This window comes from Brevundimonas sp. NPDC058933, from assembly GCF_049315965.1.
GTDB lineage: Bacteria > Pseudomonadota > Alphaproteobacteria > Caulobacterales > Caulobacteraceae > Brevundimonas.
The window spans coordinates 35,102-50,666 of the sequence record NZ_JBMOSL010000003.1; the positions used below are offsets into that span (position 1 = coordinate 35,102).

Here is a 15,565-nt window from a genome sequence, read left to right on the forward strand (position 1 = left end):
AGGTGATGACTGAATCACCAAAGCTCAATCCAAAGCAGATTGAGCAAATGAACTTGGCTGGTGGACCAGCTACCTATTGTCTTGCGGCTGGAGGGTCACGCTCCGGCAAAACCGCTGGCTGGTGTCACTACATTGAGCAACGGGCGCTCTTCGTCCCCGGCTCCGTGACCGGCATCTTCCGCGCCACTCAAAACAGCCTTCGTCGATCTGTTTTCCGGCAAGGCGCGACCTATCGCCAGATGAGCCGACTGTTCAATCCCGGCGTTCTGGAGTCGTGCAAGATCAACGAAACAGACATGACCATCGAATACGAGAACGGTTCGATGGTGATGTTCCTCGGTCTGGACGATGGCGCCAGAATGGAGCGCGTCCTTGGCCTCGAATTTCTGACGATCTACGTCAACGAAGCATCCGAGTTTCCGACCTACGAACCCATCGAAATGCTGACGACCCGTCTCGCCCAAAAGATCAAGGGCGTGAACGGTCAATGGGCGCGTCCGAAGTTCCTTTTCGATATGAACCCGTCCAGTTCCAAACACTGGACCTACAAATGCTGGCGCGAGAGCATCCACCCGGAGAGCGGTGACCCGCTCGACGATCCCGCTGATTGGGATTGGCTCCAGATGAATCCGCACGACAACGCGGAGAACCTTGCCGCCGTCTACCTCAAATCGCTGAAGAACATGTCGGCGGCGAAGCAGCGCCGCTTCGTTCAGGGCGAGTGGCAGACCGAAGTTGACGGCGCCCTGTTCAATATCGACCTGATCGACGCCAAGCGCGTGAAGACGGTCGATAAGAACGATCTGGTCCGCATCCTCGTCGCGGTCGATCCGGCCGCTAAATCGACGCCGGGAAGCGACGAAACCGGCATCATTGTCGCGGGTATCGACGAGAGCGGCCAAGGCTACATTCTCGAAGACGCCTCCATGCGAGGAACGCCGGAGCAATGGGCGGCCCGCGTGAAAGAGGTCTACGAACGCTGGTCTGCCGATTGCATCGTTTACGAGGCCAACCAAGGCGGCGAAATGGTCGCGGCCACACTTCGAGCCGGTGGCGTGAACCTTCCGATCAAGGCGGTTTGGGCATCACGCGGGAAGACGATCCGCGCCGAACCGATCTCCGCTCTCTACGAGCGTGGGCAGATCAGCCACGTCGGCGAATTCAAGAAACTCGAAGACCAGATGGCCAGCTTCACGCTGGACTACAATCGAACCAAGCAAGGTTCGCCCGACCGTCTCGATGCCCTTGTTTGGGCGCTCACTGAACTCATGACCATCGAGCAAGATAAGCCAGCCTCAATGGAGGTCACGAGGGCAAGAGGAATGTGGTGAGAACCTAAATAGAGACGACATGTCTCTTGATATCAACCTCCCCACTGAAGTAATCGCCCGCGCTCACAAGCGTTGGAAGCGCAACCGCGACATGGTTGCTGGCGAGGATGCCGTCAAAGCGGCTGGCATCGCCTACCTCCCGGCCATCAACGGCATGACGCCGGAGGAATACCAAAACTACAACGACCGGGTGCCGTTCTTCCCCGGCGCCAGCCGCACCCACGACGGGCTGGTTGGACTGATCACCCGTAAGCGGGCCACGGTCGAAGCGCCCGATGGCGTGGCCAAGCTGTTCGTGACGATCACGCGCTCTGGTCACGATCTCGACGACCTTGCCGAAGAGGTCTTGAGCGAGACCATGGTGACCGGCTTCCTCGGGATGCTGATCGATCACCCGACCGCCTCCGGCGCCGCAAATCTTCGCGACGCGGAAGCCATGGGCGCCCGTCCTTTTATCGCACCCTACATGGCGTCATCGATCCTCGAAGTGACGCCCGGCGTCTGGAATAACCGTCAGACGCTCGTTCGCGTCCGCTTGCTTGATGATCCAGAGACCGTCCGAGAACTCGTCCTCGATCAAGGTGTCTACCGCATCATCATTCACCGCCTGATCGGTGACCAGTGGACGGCCAGTGCGCCAATCACTCCGCTTCGCAAGGGCAAACCCCTCGACGAAATTCCGTTCGTTCTTTGCACACCGAAGGCCCGCGCATTCTCGCCGGTGAAGGGACCGCTCGATGACGTCTGCTCGCTGAACGTCCACCTGTTCCACGCCCAAGCCGACGCCCACAACAGCCGCTATTATTCGTCGGCGCCCATCCTCACACTGATCAACGTCCCGAAGCCCGAAGGCGGTCTTTCGATCCATCCGGGCACGGTTCTGTTCGCCCAAGACAGCACCAAGGAAAAGCCGGTTGAGATCAAGTTCGTGGAGTTCTCTGGCCACGGTCAGGAGACGCTTGAGAACGCTGTCGGGACCATCAAGGACGAGATGGCCAAGCTCGGGTCAAACATCCTCGCCAGCGAGCGCACGGCGGCCGAAGCAGCCGAAACCCATCAGATCAGGCGGTCGTCCGAGAACTCGGTTCTCGCGGGCATCGCACGCGCCGTCAGCCGCAAGATCGAAGACGCCCTGAATTGGGTCTCGTGGTGGGCGGGTGAAGACGACGACACCCTCATCAAGTTCGCCCTGAACACCGATTTCGTGCCCGCGCGCATGTCGTCGGAAGATCGGAAGGCGCTTCTCGCTGAACTCCAAGCCGGTGCTATCAGCCAAGAGACGTTCTGGAGCCTGATGGTCGAGGGCGAAATCCTGCCCGAAGACTTTGACATGGACGAAGAGCGTCAGCGCATCGCTGCTGACACGGCCCTCGTGGATCGCCCGACCGGCGATCCCGTCGAACAGGACGACCAGCCCGCCGAAGGTGAGTGATGCTCGCCCGGCTCTGGTGGGTGATCGTCAAGCTGCTGATCGCCATCGATCAGGTGGCGCACGTCCTCGTGGCGGCGCCGTTCTACGTCTTCGGACTGACCGACGATCTTCCTGATCCTGACGAGACGATCTCCAGCCGGGTCGGCCGCTACAGCATCCGTGGCGACCGCTGGGCGAAGGTCGCGGAGTATCTGATCGACCTTCTGTTCTTCTGGCAGACGGACGAACACGGGCGCCGCAACCACTGTCGCCGGAGCGTCGAGGCGCGGGAGTGCGCCCGATGAGCGTGAACACGGAACTCCGTGACGCGGCGATCCGCCATGCGATCTACAGCGAGCGTTTCGGCAAGGGCCTCGCCCGCAAGATCGTGGCGCTGCTGAACGCGGTCGATGACGACCTGTCGGACAAGCTGGAGGCCCGGATCAACAAGATCGCGGGAGGCGCCGCGACTGGCCCAGCGACCATGCGCCGAATGACCGAAATCCTCGACACGATCCGCGTCCTGAATCGCGACGTCTACGAGCGTGTGGCCAAGGGTCTGGAGGCTGAACTCACGGACATGGCCGCGTTCGAGATCGAGAACCAGCAAGAGACGCTGGCCAAGATCGTGCCCGTCGCCATCGTGGCCAAGGCGCCCACGGCCACCATGTTGAAGACGCTGGTGACCACCACGCCCATCGACGGCTTCCTGTTGAAGTCGTGGACCGAACAGATGAGCGCCAATCGACTGGCGCGGGTCGAGAAGGCCCTTCGCATCGGCATCACCCAAGGCGAGACCGCGAGCCAGCTTGCCCGCCGCATCCGGGGCACTCGTGCCAACGGCTATCGAGACGGCATCCTCCAGATCAGCCGAAGGTCGGCCGAAACGCTGGCGCTGACCGCCAACTCCACCATCGCGAACGCCGCTCGCGAGACCGTCTATCAGGACAATGCGAAGCTGATCGACAAGCTGAAGTGGATCGCCACTCTGGACACCCGCACATCTGCGGTTTGCCAGCACCGCGACGGGACGCTCTACGACCTCGACAAGCCCCATCCCACGCCACCGGCGCACCCGCGTTGCCGCTCGGTGCTGATCCCGATCACCGTCCCGTTCGAAAAACTCGGACTCGATGCGGACGACTACAGCCCCGCGAAGCGCGCCAGCATGGACGGTCAGGTTCCGGGTAACACCACCTACGAATCTTGGCTCCGGTCAGGGCCGCGCTCTCGCGTCGAAGATATCTACGGCAAGGAACGGGCTGACCTGTTCCTCTCTGGCAAAGTCGCGTTCGACGACCTCTACAAGCAGGACGGTTCGTTCTACAGCTTGGCCGATCTCCGTAAGCGTTCGGGTCTTCCCGCCGCGAAACCGGCTCCCGCTCCGGCTCCGGCGCCCAAGGCCGCGCCTACGCTGGCAGAGATCAACGCATCGAACGACGCCGCTCTCAAAGCCTACACGCTCGACAATGGTCGCCGCACCAAGACCGAACACCTTGCGATCTACGACGCCGCGACCGGTCGCCAGTTCGAGGCCGTCAGCGACGGCAAGAAAGGCTCGGTCAGCTTCCCGAAGTGGATGGTGGACGAACTCCGCAAGCCGGAGAACCAGATCGTGCTTCACCACAATCACCCCGGCTCGTCTTCGTTCTCACCGGCGGACCTTCAAGTCGTCCATGCCTTCAAGGGCGCCAAGGCGATCTGGGCGCACGGGCACAATGGCTCGTCCTACTATGCCGAAGCCGGTCCCCGCGCGATGAGCCTCCAAGGCTACAATCTGCTCCGCAAGCAGGTTCAGCAATGGATGCAGCGGAAGGTGAACACGAAAGAAATTGCGGAAGCAGACGCCAATCTGATTTTCTACCATGTCGTCACCCGACTGGTGGAGCACCGTGGCTATCTCGTCTACCGCGCCGATCTCCAAGGCGAGACCTTGGAAGCCGACAAGCGAACGAAGCCGCTCGTCGATGCGTTTCTATCCACCATCGCTGGACACAAAGAATGATCCTGATTGATCCCCCGTCACCTTTCGCGCCGAAATCAGACTGGCGCGCGTTCCTCGACGAAATGGAGGCTCTTGCGAAAGAGCACCCTGACGACGAGAGCGTGAAAGAGCATATCGAAGAGGCTCGCGAAGCACTCGCCGCCTAAGAACAGGGACGATCTCACTCTCGTCCTAAATAGTTGGCTGATCCCTACGGGTGAAGCTCACAACAGTTCTACGAATGAGTGAGACACAACTTATGACTACCGAAGAAAAGCTCGCAAAAGAGCTTGAAGACGCTCGCGCGTCGATTAAGGCTCTCGAAGCCAAGAATGCCGAAGTGATCGGCATCAACAAGCGCGCCAAGGCTGAAGCCGAAGCCGCTCGCGAAGCTGCTGAAGCAGCCGCCGAAGAGAAAGCTCGCACGGAAAAAGACGTCGAAGCCCTCGAACGCACCCTGACCGCCAAGTTCGAAAAGACGATCAAGACCCTGACGGATCAGCTTGAGCAGCGCACCGCTGACCTCTCGACGATCCAGATCGACAACGCGATCTCGAAGGCTCTGGTCGATAACAACGTGGCCGCGCCCTACCATGAGGCCGTCACGGCTCTGTTCAAGTCGCAAGCCAAGCTCGACGGTGCTGACGCCAAGATCGGTGACGCCCTGCTCTCCGATCATATCAAGAGCTACCTCGCCACGGACGTGGGCAAAGCGTTCGTCGCGCCTCCGGCCAATACCGGCGGTAACGCGCCCGGCTCCAGTGCATCGAGCAGCACCATCACCAAGGAAAACTTCAGCATGGACGCCCTGCTGAAACTCGCTAACGAAAACCCGGCAGAAGCAAAGCGCGTGGCTCAGGCGACCGGCAACGGCCACCTGTTCGAGTAAAACAAGGCCGATTGAGGCCGGTGTCTAAATAGGGATGACCACTTCGACAGTGGTCTCCCACGACAATGGAAGTTGTGGGCGCAACTTCTACTGTTGGAGACACAAGTTTTATGACTACCCTTGCTAACATGCTTCCGAATGGCGACTCGCGTCGCATTTTCGAAAACCAAATCCGCGTCAAAGCGACTCTGCAATCGAAACTGCGCCAAGCTGGCCTGTTCGCGATCAGCAACGACCTGAACGCCCGCGCTGCTGGCGCTGGCAACATCAGCGAAATCCGCTTCATGAACCCGCTGACCGGCGATTCCGTCGTCGGCACGGACGACCTGAGCGTCAAGATCGCTGCTGGCAACCTGACCGGTGGCGAACTGCTCGCCGTTCGTCAGTTCCGCAACAAGGCTTGGTCCAGCGCCGTTCTGGCCTCGACCGTCTACGGCGCGGACCTGACCGGTGGCATCGCGGATCGCGTTGCCGAATGGCGCTCGCTCGACGAGCAAAAGGTCGCTCTGGCCATGCTGGCTGGTGTTGCCGCTAACGCCGCTGCGGGCGCCGACGCTGCCGCGATGATCGTCGGTGACGGCCTCTCCGCGATGAGCAACAGCCTTCTGATCGACGCCGGTCAGACCAAGGGCGAGCACAAGGAGAACCTGAAGGTTCTGACCGTCCACTCGGCCGTTCACGCCAAGCTGGCCAAGGACAACCTGATCACGGTCGTTCCCGCCTCGGAGCAATCGCCGTCGTTCGAAGTCTACGCGGGCAAGCGCCTCGTGATCTCGGACGCCATGCCGGAAGACGACGGTGTTTACACCTCGATCCTGTCGGCTCCCGGCATCATCTCGTATGGCGAAGCCGCTCCGAAAAACGGCGCCATCGAAGTGGCCTACGACCCGGCGGCTGGTAACGGTTCGGGCGGTGAAACGCTCTACACCCGTCGCCAGTATATCATGGGCATCCAAGGCTACAGCTACACGGGCACGGCCAACCCGACCAACGAAGCTCTTGCCGTGGGCACCAACTACGCCCGCAAGTTCGACGCGAAGGTCATTCCGTTCGTTCTCGTGAAGACCTCGGTCTAATTAGAACGTAGTTCAAGCAACTTGGAGGGTCGTCTCGAAAGAGGCGGCCCTCTTTGCTTGTCTAAATACAGGATGAGCATTCTCGTCCACTCTGGCGCCGAAGGCGTCGATTACAACAGCTATGCGTCGCTCGCCGAAGCGGACGCCTATCACGCTGCTCGTGCAACGACCGCGTGGACCTCGGTGACTGACCCGGCCGTTCGCACCGCCGCGTTGATCCGCGCCACGGACTACATCGACGCCACATATCGGTTCTCGGTGAACCCGGTGCTGGGCACCGGTCTCGACGCCCTGATCGTCAAGGCGACCATCGTTATGGCCGTCTACGCGCTCTCGGACACGCTGGCTGGAAAGGCTGATCGCGAGATCGTCGAGGAAGAGAAAGAGGCCGCTGGCGTCGGCAAAAAGCGCGTCAAATACGCCGAAGGTCAAGCGGTCGATCCCTATCCGATGGTCACCAAGATTCTGGCCCCGCTGACCGGAAACTCCGGCGGCGGCGGCGTGTCGGTGGGCAAGGTGATCCGATGAGCGCATTCTTCGACGAGATGCGCGATCTGACCGACGAACTCATGGAAGAGTTCGCGGTCGCGGCCACGCTGACCCGCGTCGTGGGCAAGCACGATCCACGGACGGATCGCGCGGAGCGCCACGAGTTCCCGATCTCGTGCCTCGGCGTCTTGAGCGCCCGCAAGCAGTATGCGGCCAACGGTCTTCTCGTCCATCAGACGGTGGCGAAGCTGACGGCTAAGCCGGAGATCGGCGACAAGCTGAAGATCGGCCCGTCCACCTACACGGTCGATCACGTCGAAGAGATCGCGCCTGACGGTAAGCCGATCATCTGGATGGCGGTGCTGCGATGAGCATCCGCATCGACCTGAGCGACCTGACGTCGAACCTGAACCTTGAAGCCGAACTCAACGAGATCGCGGTCCAAGAGGTCGTGAAGAAACTCGCCTTGGACCTCCAAGCGGGCCTGATGCTCGCGACGCCGGTGGACACCGGACAAGCGCGCAATGGCTGGCAGATCGCCGAAGCCGGTGACCTGACCGCCGTCGAAAACATGGTGCCCTACATCGGCGTCCTGAACGATGGGCATAGCCAGCAAGCGCCCGCCGGTTTCGTCGAGAACGTCATCGACGACGTGACGAAGAGGCCGACCAAATGAGCCTCTATCTCGACCTTGACGCCATCCGCACTCACTTCGTGGACTCGTGGGATTTCGACACGATCCAGACCGTGATGGCCAACGGCGAAGCCTTGGACCTCAAAGAGGATGAACCGGCCGTTCGCTTCTCGATCAACCCCGGAACACGGCGCCTGATCGGCGGTGATCGCCTCTATCAGCAACTCGGAAGGGTCTGGCTCCAAATCTTCGTGCCCAAGCAACAGGGCGCGATGATGGGCTTCGATCTCGCGGACAAGTTCACCGGCCTCTATCGCCATTGGCAGAGTGAAGACGGTTGTGTCCGCATCGAAGGAGAACACGTCGAGCAGATTCCGAACGGTGAGAATGGCTATTTCCAAGTCAACGTAAGCGTTGAGTGGAGAAGTGTGCGGCGACTGTAGAACAGGTGAAGGACGGCCCTTCGTCTAAATAGGTCAGGAGCCTGTAGCGGCTCCCGATAGACCTATTTTGGGAGACCGTTCTTCATGATTACCTATAGCCCGAGCGACGTTCGCTACGCTATCACTAAAGAAACCGAAGCTGGCGTTACGCCCGCCAATCCCGTGTGGCTCCGCTATGACCACATTCCGGGCACCTCGGTTAACCTGACCTCCGATTTCGTTGAAGCCTCTGTCGTGACCGCCGGTCGCGCTTCGGGCGGCTCTTCGAAGACCAACTTCCGCGTCGAGGGCGGCCTCAAGTCCAACCTGAACGCCGGTGAGGCTTTCGATCTTCTGCTCCAGTCGTCGTTCGCCGGTGAGTGGGTCGAAGCTGGCGAAGCTGGCGAGGGCGACGACGTTCTGAAGGCGTCCGACAAGGACACCTCGATCTCGGTTCGCAAGACGCTGGGCGGCGCCACCCCGCTGACCGTCCGCAACGTCGGCCTCCAAGTCTCGAAGTTCACCCTGTCGTGTGAAGCCTCCGGCATGGCCGAAGCTCAATTCGATTTCATGGGCATGGGCCGCGTTCCGGCCGCTCAGGCGGTCATGGCTGGTGAGACCTTCACCGACGCTTCCGACAAGGTTTTCCTGTCGGGCAAGCAAGTCTCGGTCACCATCGGCGGTCTGACGGGCGTCCAATACCGTTCGTTCGAACTGTCGGTCGAGCAGACCAAGGAAGCCTTCGATACGTTCGGCACGGATTCGGCTGCGGGCATCGGCACGTCGGGTAACCGCAAGACCAACCTGAACATCACGTTCTACCGCAAAGACCTGAACCCTGAGACCCTGTTCGGTGCTGACGGCACGGTTCCGGTGACCATCACTGTCGGCGTTCCGGGTAATGGCTACAGCTTCACCATCCCGGCCGCGACGTCCTCGGTCCCGACCGATGAGGAAGACGGCGCCAAGATGCTGGTGTCGCTCGAAATGACCGCCAAGCGCGACAACGCGGCTGGCACGGACATTTTCGCTACCCGCCTCTAAGCCTCGCAAGCAGAGAAAAGGGGAAAGAGAAGGCTCGCCGGTCTACCGGCGGGCCTTCTCGCTGTTTGGATAAATAAAAGCATCACCCCTTTTGCGAGGCTACTGCTTTACATGAGTTTCAACTTCTCCGTCCCGTCCCGCGTGGACAATCAACTTGCCGAAACCGGCGTCGATCTGAACATTACGTCTAACGGCATCAACTTCGGCACTTTCAAAGTCTGCTACATCGATCCCTACAATCCGCGCGATGAACTCAAGCTCAAGCGCATCAAGCAGAAATATGCGGGCCAACTGCGCCGCAAGGAACTGACGGAATGGGACGAAATCCGCATCACGCTGGTTGAGGCCAACCTTCTCGGATGGTCTGGCGTCAAGGACGGTAAGGGTAAGGAAGTCCCGTTCAGCGTGGAGGCGGCACACGCCTATTTCTCGATGGAACAGACCCGTTGGATCATGCTGGAACTGGCTCGCCGCGCCAGCGACGTCGAGACTTTCGCGCCGGAAACCGACGAACTCGAAAACGCTGAGGCTATCGAAAAAAACTAATCGCGCATCTTGAGTGGCAGTTCGATGAGTTCGCGGAAGGCGAGCTTGCGGACGTCGCTCGGGATGCTCATGCGGGCATCGAAGCCGCTATCGAAAAACTCGAAGAGGCTCCGATCATCGAGAAGGCCAGCCAGTTCTATTGGAACGCGATGGCCGCTCTTTCGACAGAACGACCGCCCTCATTTGGGGGCGGTCTTCAGCCGATCCCCCTGACCTCCATCATCGCCTACGCTGATTTTCTTGGGATGACCCGAAGAGAAGCTGACTATCTCGTCAGAGTTATCCGCAACGTAGACGCTTATCGATGCAATAGGTCTGCTGAGAAAGCCAAGAAACGGGCAGACAAGGCGGCCAGAAAGGACCAGTCATCGCCTCATAAATAGAGGCGATGACTAATACCGCCCGCACAATCCGCATCGAGATCGACCCGGCGTCTGCGAAAGCTGGCGCGGCGGCGGTAAACAACGCGCTCGCCTCAATCGGGCGCGAGGGCAACAAGGCGCAAGGCGGCGTCAACGGTCTTTCGAACGCGCTTCGAGGCGCCAACGACAACTTCGCCAAGTCCAACGGGTCGATCCTGAACTTCGCCCGTAGCGTCGGCAAAGCGACCATGGCGATGGGTCTGCTGACCGGCGCCTTCGCTATCCTCACTGTAGCTGGCGCGGCCTTCACCGGATTGGCCGACAAGGCGTCTCAGATGGAGGCGCGGCTTCGGATCGCGACGACCTCCGCTCAAGGGTATGCCCAAGCATCGCGCGACGTTGTGAGGATCGCCCAAGAGACCCGCTCGGAGCTTGGAGCGGTCACGGCCCTCTACACCAAGATGGCGGCGAATTCGAAGACGCTGGGCCTGAACACGGCTGGCGTCGGTGTGGCCACGCGAACCTTCGGTATGGCGCTGAAGGTTTCCGGGGCGTCCGCTCAGGAAGCTGAATCCTCGATCCTCCAGCTTGGTCAGGCGATGGCCTCGGGCGTCCTCAACGGCGACGAGTTCAAGTCGCTGGCAGAGAACTCGCCCGTCTTCATGGGCATCCTCGCCAAGTCCATGAACGTCCCGCTTGGCGCTCTGAAAAAGCTCGGCGCCGAAGGCAAGATCACCGGTCAGCAGATCGCGAAGGCCCTGACGGACCCGGCGATCATCGCGGATATCGAGAGCAAGTTCGGGAAAATCCCGGTCACGTTCGGCGACATCATGACCACGACGCGCAACGTCCTGATGCAGGGCGCCGGTGCGCTTTTCCGTGGCCTCGGTATCGATGAATCGCTGGCGATGCTGAACGCCAAGATCAATCAGTTCGGCCAAGCCGCCGTGCCGATGATCACCAAGATCGCCACTCAGATCAAAGGCGTTTTCGCGACCATCGCACCGGCGATCACGGCTGCTTTCGGCGTCGTCGGCCCGGTCCTGACCTTCGTCGGCAACAACCTTGAGACCATCGCGAAGGTGGCTCTGAGCGTCGGTGCGGCTTTCACCGTCATGAAGGCGTCTATGGCCCTCTCCAGCGTGATCGCACAGGTCACGGCGCTCGGTGGAGCCATGGGCTTTGCCGGTGGCATGGGCGTCGTCTTCTCGAACGCCATGGGCGTCGCTCGCGGCGCGGTCAACGGTTTCACCGTCGCCTTGCTGGCGAACCCTCTGACGGCCCTTGCTACCGCCCTCACGGCGGGCATCGTGCTTCTCGTCACCTTCTCAGACAAGATCAAACTGCCGGGTCAGGAACTCGGTCGCTTGAACGATATCGTCGCGGTCCTCTTCGGTGATTTCGTCAAGCACGTCGGCAACACGATCAACGGCTTCGTGAAGTTCGGCAACGCGGTGAAGTCCGTGTTTCAAGCCTTCATGGCCATCGGGCGCGCGGCCTTCAACGCCGTCCTGTCGGTCGCTTCAAGCGTCTTCAGCAGCCTCGACCGCCTGACCGGCGGGTGGATGGGCAAGGCCCTGTCGGCGGTCAGCTTCGTCGCTGACGGCTTCGGCGCGGCCTTCTCCATGATCTCGTCGATCTGGAGCAATCTCCCGGCAATCATCGGCGGCTTCGTCACCTCGACCGCGAACAACGTCATCGGCGGCATCGAGAGCATGGTGAACCGCGCTATCGGCGGTCTGAACCGGCTGATCGATCTGGCCAACAAGCTCCCGAACACGAACATCGACCGCATCGCCGACGTCACCTTCGGGCGCCTTGAGCCGGGGGCATACGTCGGTAGCGTTCGAGGGCGCGCGGAGGCGCGTGGCGGTGCTCGTGCGGCTCGTAATCGCGCGGCTGGCAACACGCCGCCGCTGGCCGACGATACGTCCACGACCACCACGCCACTTTCTGGAGGCGATGACGCAAAAGGTGCCAAGTCCGCTCAAGATCGCGCCAAGGCGATGCGCGATTTCTGGCAAGGTCTGGAGCAGAGCCGCGACGCGGCCGGGCTGCTCGGCATCGAGCTTGAGCGCCACAACGCCGCTCTCGAATATCGCCGCATCCTCGGTGATGGCGATCTCGACAAGGCTCGCGCCCTGACGGCCGAAGAGACCACCCGCATCAACACGCTGCTTCGCGAAACCGCTACTCGCAAGGCAATCGGTGAACTGACGCAATCGGCGACTGACCACGCTCGCGAGAAGGCTCTACTGGAGCAGCGCGCGGCCTTGCTCGGCACGACCACGCTCTCGCTCGTCGGTGAAGAGATGGCGATCCGCCAACGCATGGACGAGCTTCGGACGAAGTTTCTCCAAGAGGGCGCCAACCTCTCCGAGACTGAACTCGCCAGCATGCTGGCTCGTGAAGAGTCGGCTCTCCGTGAGAACGCGGCGCTGGAGCGCGGCAACCGCCTTCTCGAAGAGCGCATCAAGAATGGTCAGTCGCTCGTGGAGCGATATTCCCGCGACGCTGATCCGACGTGGTGGGCCGGTCGAGATCGCAACGACCGCGACGCCAATATTCGTTCGGCGATGGGTAGTGCTCCACCGGAAGGCGTGAGCGCGGCTGACTGGCAACGCATGCTGACGACCGCTCTGAGCGGTTCGGCGCGCGAGTATGACCGCACCATGAGCGACATTGCGTCCAAGTGGCGCGAGCGGATGCTTGGCGGCATCGACCAGATCGCGGACGCATTTGGCGGCAAGCTGGGCGACGTCATCCGTCAGTTCGGCACGGCCTTCGACGCGATCATGCGGTCGGCCAATGGCGACCATTCACAGAGTGGCTTGCTCGGTGGCATCGCGCGCCTGTTTGGTGGTGCGGAAGGCAATCGCAATGCTTTCGGCAGCGCCTATGACAACGCGGCCAAGGGCTTCTCGCCTGACGCTCTGACCAAGGCTTTCGACAAGCCCCTCGAAAGTCTGACGTCGAGCTTCAACAGCTTCCAAGGTCTGTTCAAGCAGGGCGGCGGCTTCACCAAGGCGCTCGGTTCGATGCTCGGTGCGGCGGGTCAGGGAGCCATGATCGGTTCGGCCGTGGGCGGCATCGGCAAGGCGCTCTTCAAGGACGCCTTCTCGAACACCGGTTCACAGATCGGCGGGATGATCGGCTCGGTGATCGGCGGCCCCATCGGCTCGATCATCGGCTCGATTGGCGGCGGTCTGCTCGGTGGCCTGTTTGGCAAGAAAAAGAAGCCTACGGGTTCGGCCGCCATCACCATGGGCGCCGGTGGCCTGAACATGAACGTCACCGGCAACAACGGCGATGCGAAGGAAGCCGCGTCGGGCGCCGGTCAGAACGTCATGTCTGGCCTGACCTCCATCGCCGAACGGCTCGGTGTGGTCCTCGGCGGCACGGCGAACGTCGCTATCGGTCGCTACAAGAACGATTGGAAGGTCAGCACCAACGGCACCGCCATCGGCAAAAAGAACGGCATGAGCTTCGGCGAAGACTCCGAAGCGGCCATCGCCTACGCCATCAAGGACGCGATCCGCGACGGTGTGCTGATCGGTCTGTCGTCGTTCTCCGACCGTGTGCTCAAGAGTTCCAAGAACCTCGACAGCGCCGTCTCGCTCGCTGAGTCCTACGAAAAACTGCTCAAGGAACTGGCGGCGATGAAAGACCCGATTGGGGCTTCCATCAACGACCTGACGACCAGCATGGATCGCATGGCCAAGTCCATGCGCGAGGCGGGCGCCACCTCTGCGGAGATGGCCAAGCTGGAGGAATACAAGTCCCTCAAACTGGACGCCCTGCTTAAGGATCAGCTTAGCTCGATCTACGACTTCCGTCGCGACCTGACGGGCGAAGGCTCCGGCCTGTCGGCCTTCAGCCGCCTGAACACGGCGCAATCCGAGTTCGCGGCAATGGACGCCCTGATCCGCTCGGGTGGCACCGTCGATCAGGACGAATTCACTCGCCTCGGTCAGCAAATCTTCTCGCTGGCTGGCGAGGTCTACGGAACCTCGTCGTCGCAGTTCCAAGCGATCCGCGACATGCTGATGGACGCCACGGACGGTGTGATCAGCAACGTCACCAAGCAGTTCGACGACGCTCAGGTTCAGGCGATCAATCAGCAGACTGACGCCATCGTGGGCACCCAAAACGTGACCAACGATCTGCTTCGTCAGGTCGTGGAGCGCCTTGGCGGGCGGGTCGATGCGATCACCTACGACAGCCGTAGCGCGGTCAACGGCCGCTACTATGGCCCGGCGGTGTAAATAGTATCATGCCGAACGATCCCAACCGCGCCACATTCGTCCAACAGGAATACCGCTTCGAGAAAGCGGAAAACCTGAACATCAAAGCGACTTATCAGTCGTCGCGTGAACTCGTGTTGATGACCAATCTCGCGAAGTCGGCGGCGGCTGCTTTGGCCTCTAAACTGTTTGCTGAAAACAACACGCCAGCGGACGCCTACAACATCGAAGTCGAGGGCGTTTACGCCGTGAGCGACTTCAAGAGCGCGCCTCTCCGGTTCACCATCGACATGCCGATGTATGCGACCAGCGGGCGCACCTTCAAGGTGACCAGCATCGAGGCTGATCCCTTCTACAACCGCACCACTCTGGAGCTTCGCGGATGACGGCGATCCTCGTTCGACCGCTCCCGTTCACCGTGGGCGCAAACTCTGGCTGGAACGGCAACAATCCGGTCAGCAACCTCAACATCGACCATCCGGCGATGGTGGCGCGCTCGACCGGGACCACGGCCTCGTTCACGGTCAACCTCGGCTCCAGCCAGACAATCGACACGGTGGCGCTCGTCGGATCAAACCTCCCTTCGAACGCCACGGTGACCGTGACGGCCGGGAGTTATGCCTCTGGTGCAACGCCCGCTTTTGTCGGCGTGAAGGACTCTGCGATCTCAACGAAGACGATCCTTCTATTCTCGCCGGTGACGACCTCCAGCGTGACGGTTCAGATCACGACGCCCTCGGGCACAATCGAGGCTCAAAGGCTCGTGGTCGGCAAGCGGGTCGAAACGCTGGGCATCAATCAGAACTGCGAACAGACCTTTGACGATCTGTCGGTCGTGGAGACCGGTCGTGGCTTTTCGACCGTGGAGGAATACGCCGTTCTCCCGTCGTGGAAGGCGAAGATGGATTTCGTGCCTGATGACAAATGGCGCAACGAGCTTCAGCCGCTTTTCCTGCGCGTGGGCAACAAGCGCGGGGTTCTGTTCGTGCCCGTGTCAGACGTGCCCTCTCGCATCCAACACGAGGCCGTCTTCGGCCGACTGAGCGCCCCGGCGAAAGGCGAAGTCCTGAGCCGTAACAACTGGATGGTCAGCTTCTCGATCACCGGCTTGGCGGCCTGACCCCTTTCTAAAT

The 15,565-nt window shown here is 61.0% G+C and carries 17 protein-coding genes; all 17 read left to right on the top strand.

The genetic code is table 11. The annotated features are described in order from the left end of the window. The first annotated feature begins 5 nt into the window (after positions 1–5). The gene (locus ACOZBP_RS08350; protein WP_422675959.1) at positions 6–1,331 is read left to right on the top strand and encodes a phage terminase large subunit; all 1,326 of its coding nucleotides are present in this window, start codon (positions 6–8) and stop codon (positions 1,329–1,331) included. 19 nt (positions 1,332–1,350) lie between these two features. After that, a complete protein-coding gene (locus ACOZBP_RS08355; protein WP_422675960.1) occupies positions 1,351–2,763 on the top strand; it encodes a DUF4055 domain-containing protein in 1,413 nt (470 codons plus the stop codon). Further along, positions 2,763–3,047 (top strand): hypothetical protein, encoded by a 285-nt coding sequence (locus ACOZBP_RS08360; RefSeq protein WP_422675961.1) that lies wholly within the window; start codon positions 2,763–2,765, stop codon positions 3,045–3,047. Before ACOZBP_RS08355 ends, ACOZBP_RS08360 begins: the two co-directional genes overlap by 1 nt. Beyond that, the gene (locus tag ACOZBP_RS08365; protein WP_422675962.1) at positions 3,044–4,747 is read left to right on the top strand and encodes a minor capsid protein; all 1,704 of its coding nucleotides are present in this window, start codon (positions 3,044–3,046) and stop codon (positions 4,745–4,747) included. Before ACOZBP_RS08360 ends, ACOZBP_RS08365 begins: the two co-directional genes overlap by 4 nt. Next, complete coding sequence (locus tag ACOZBP_RS08370; protein WP_422675963.1) at positions 4,744–4,893, top strand: hypothetical protein; 150 nt, start codon at positions 4,744–4,746, stop codon at positions 4,891–4,893. Before ACOZBP_RS08365 ends, ACOZBP_RS08370 begins: the two co-directional genes overlap by 4 nt. A gap of 92 nt (positions 4,894–4,985) precedes the next feature. After that, a complete protein-coding gene (locus ACOZBP_RS08375; RefSeq protein WP_422675964.1) occupies positions 4,986–5,615 on the top strand; it encodes a hypothetical protein in 630 nt (209 codons plus the stop codon). A 65-nt stretch (positions 5,616–5,680) separates the two neighbouring features. Continuing rightward, positions 5,681–6,691, top strand: a complete 1,011-nt coding sequence (locus tag ACOZBP_RS08380; protein WP_422675965.1) for a major capsid protein — start codon at positions 5,681–5,683, stop codon at positions 6,689–6,691. A gap of 72 nt (positions 6,692–6,763) precedes the next feature. Then, on the top strand, positions 6,764–7,219 hold the full coding sequence (locus ACOZBP_RS08385) for a DnaT-like ssDNA-binding protein (protein ID WP_422675966.1): 456 nt from the start codon (positions 6,764–6,766) through the stop codon (positions 7,217–7,219). Then, positions 7,216–7,551, top strand: coding sequence for a hypothetical protein (locus ACOZBP_RS08390; RefSeq protein ID WP_422675967.1), 336 nt, complete (start codon positions 7,216–7,218; stop codon positions 7,549–7,551). Before ACOZBP_RS08385 ends, ACOZBP_RS08390 begins: the two co-directional genes overlap by 4 nt. Then, positions 7,548–7,856 carry a hypothetical protein gene (locus tag ACOZBP_RS08395; RefSeq protein WP_422675968.1) on the top strand — a complete coding sequence of 103 codons (309 nt, stop codon included), beginning with the start codon at positions 7,548–7,550 and terminating at the stop codon, positions 7,854–7,856. Before ACOZBP_RS08390 ends, ACOZBP_RS08395 begins: the two co-directional genes overlap by 4 nt. Continuing rightward, a complete protein-coding gene (locus ACOZBP_RS08400) occupies positions 7,853–8,257 on the top strand; it encodes a hypothetical protein (protein ID WP_422675969.1) in 405 nt (134 codons plus the stop codon). The genes ACOZBP_RS08395 and ACOZBP_RS08400 overlap by 4 nt, the downstream gene beginning before the upstream one ends. Positions 8,258–8,341: 84 nt before the next feature. Further along, positions 8,342–9,280, top strand: coding sequence for a phage tail tube protein (locus tag ACOZBP_RS08405; RefSeq protein WP_422675970.1), 939 nt, complete (start codon positions 8,342–8,344; stop codon positions 9,278–9,280). A 111-nt stretch (positions 9,281–9,391) separates the two neighbouring features. Next, on the top strand, positions 9,392–9,826 hold the full coding sequence (locus ACOZBP_RS08410; RefSeq protein ID WP_422675971.1) for a hypothetical protein: 435 nt from the start codon (positions 9,392–9,394) through the stop codon (positions 9,824–9,826). 89 nt (positions 9,827–9,915) lie between these two features. Continuing rightward, entirely contained in the window at positions 9,916–10,209 is a 294-nt protein-coding gene (locus ACOZBP_RS08415) for a phage tail assembly chaperone (RefSeq protein ID WP_422676208.1), read from the top strand. A gap of 233 nt (positions 10,210–10,442) precedes the next feature. Continuing rightward, the gene (locus tag ACOZBP_RS08420) at positions 10,443–14,453 is read left to right on the top strand and encodes a tape measure protein (protein WP_422676209.1); all 4,011 of its coding nucleotides are present in this window, start codon (positions 10,443–10,445) and stop codon (positions 14,451–14,453) included. Positions 14,454–14,461: 8 nt separating this feature from the next. Next, entirely contained in the window at positions 14,462–14,818 is a 357-nt protein-coding gene (locus ACOZBP_RS08425; protein ID WP_422675972.1) for a hypothetical protein, read from the top strand. Next, positions 14,815–15,552 carry a hypothetical protein gene (locus ACOZBP_RS08430; RefSeq protein WP_422675973.1) on the top strand — a complete coding sequence of 246 codons (738 nt, stop codon included), beginning with the start codon at positions 14,815–14,817 and terminating at the stop codon, positions 15,550–15,552. Before ACOZBP_RS08425 ends, ACOZBP_RS08430 begins: the two co-directional genes overlap by 4 nt. The last annotated feature ends 13 nt before the right edge of the window (positions 15,553–15,565 follow it).

What these genes read in the sequence shown, in the direction of transcription:
- ACOZBP_RS08350 (WP_422675959.1), top strand. Translation starts at nt 6, where the DNA reads ATGACTGAATCACCAAAGCTCAATCCAAAGCAGATTGAGCAAATGAAC.
- ACOZBP_RS08355 (WP_422675960.1), top strand. Translation starts at nt 1,351, where the DNA reads ATGTCTCTTGATATCAACCTCCCCACTGAAGTAATCGCCCGCGCTCAC.
- ACOZBP_RS08360 (WP_422675961.1), top strand. Translation starts at nt 2,763, where the DNA reads ATGCTCGCCCGGCTCTGGTGGGTGATCGTCAAGCTGCTGATCGCCATC.
- ACOZBP_RS08365 (WP_422675962.1), top strand. Translation starts at nt 3,044, where the DNA reads ATGAGCGTGAACACGGAACTCCGTGACGCGGCGATCCGCCATGCGATC.
- ACOZBP_RS08370 (WP_422675963.1), top strand. Translation starts at nt 4,744, where the DNA reads ATGATCCTGATTGATCCCCCGTCACCTTTCGCGCCGAAATCAGACTGG.
- ACOZBP_RS08375 (WP_422675964.1), top strand. Translation starts at nt 4,986, where the DNA reads ATGACTACCGAAGAAAAGCTCGCAAAAGAGCTTGAAGACGCTCGCGCG.
- ACOZBP_RS08380 (WP_422675965.1), top strand. Translation starts at nt 5,681, where the DNA reads ATGGAAGTTGTGGGCGCAACTTCTACTGTTGGAGACACAAGTTTTATG.
- ACOZBP_RS08385 (WP_422675966.1), top strand. Translation starts at nt 6,764, where the DNA reads ATGAGCATTCTCGTCCACTCTGGCGCCGAAGGCGTCGATTACAACAGC.
- ACOZBP_RS08390 (WP_422675967.1), top strand. Translation starts at nt 7,216, where the DNA reads ATGAGCGCATTCTTCGACGAGATGCGCGATCTGACCGACGAACTCATG.
- ACOZBP_RS08395 (WP_422675968.1), top strand. Translation starts at nt 7,548, where the DNA reads ATGAGCATCCGCATCGACCTGAGCGACCTGACGTCGAACCTGAACCTT.
- ACOZBP_RS08400 (WP_422675969.1), top strand. Translation starts at nt 7,853, where the DNA reads ATGAGCCTCTATCTCGACCTTGACGCCATCCGCACTCACTTCGTGGAC.
- ACOZBP_RS08405 (WP_422675970.1), top strand. Translation starts at nt 8,342, where the DNA reads ATGATTACCTATAGCCCGAGCGACGTTCGCTACGCTATCACTAAAGAA.
- ACOZBP_RS08410 (WP_422675971.1), top strand. Translation starts at nt 9,392, where the DNA reads ATGAGTTTCAACTTCTCCGTCCCGTCCCGCGTGGACAATCAACTTGCC.
- ACOZBP_RS08420 (WP_422676209.1), top strand. Translation starts at nt 10,443, where the DNA reads ATGGGTCTGCTGACCGGCGCCTTCGCTATCCTCACTGTAGCTGGCGCG.
- ACOZBP_RS08425 (WP_422675972.1), top strand. Translation starts at nt 14,462, where the DNA reads ATGCCGAACGATCCCAACCGCGCCACATTCGTCCAACAGGAATACCGC.
- ACOZBP_RS08430 (WP_422675973.1), top strand. Translation starts at nt 14,815, where the DNA reads ATGACGGCGATCCTCGTTCGACCGCTCCCGTTCACCGTGGGCGCAAAC.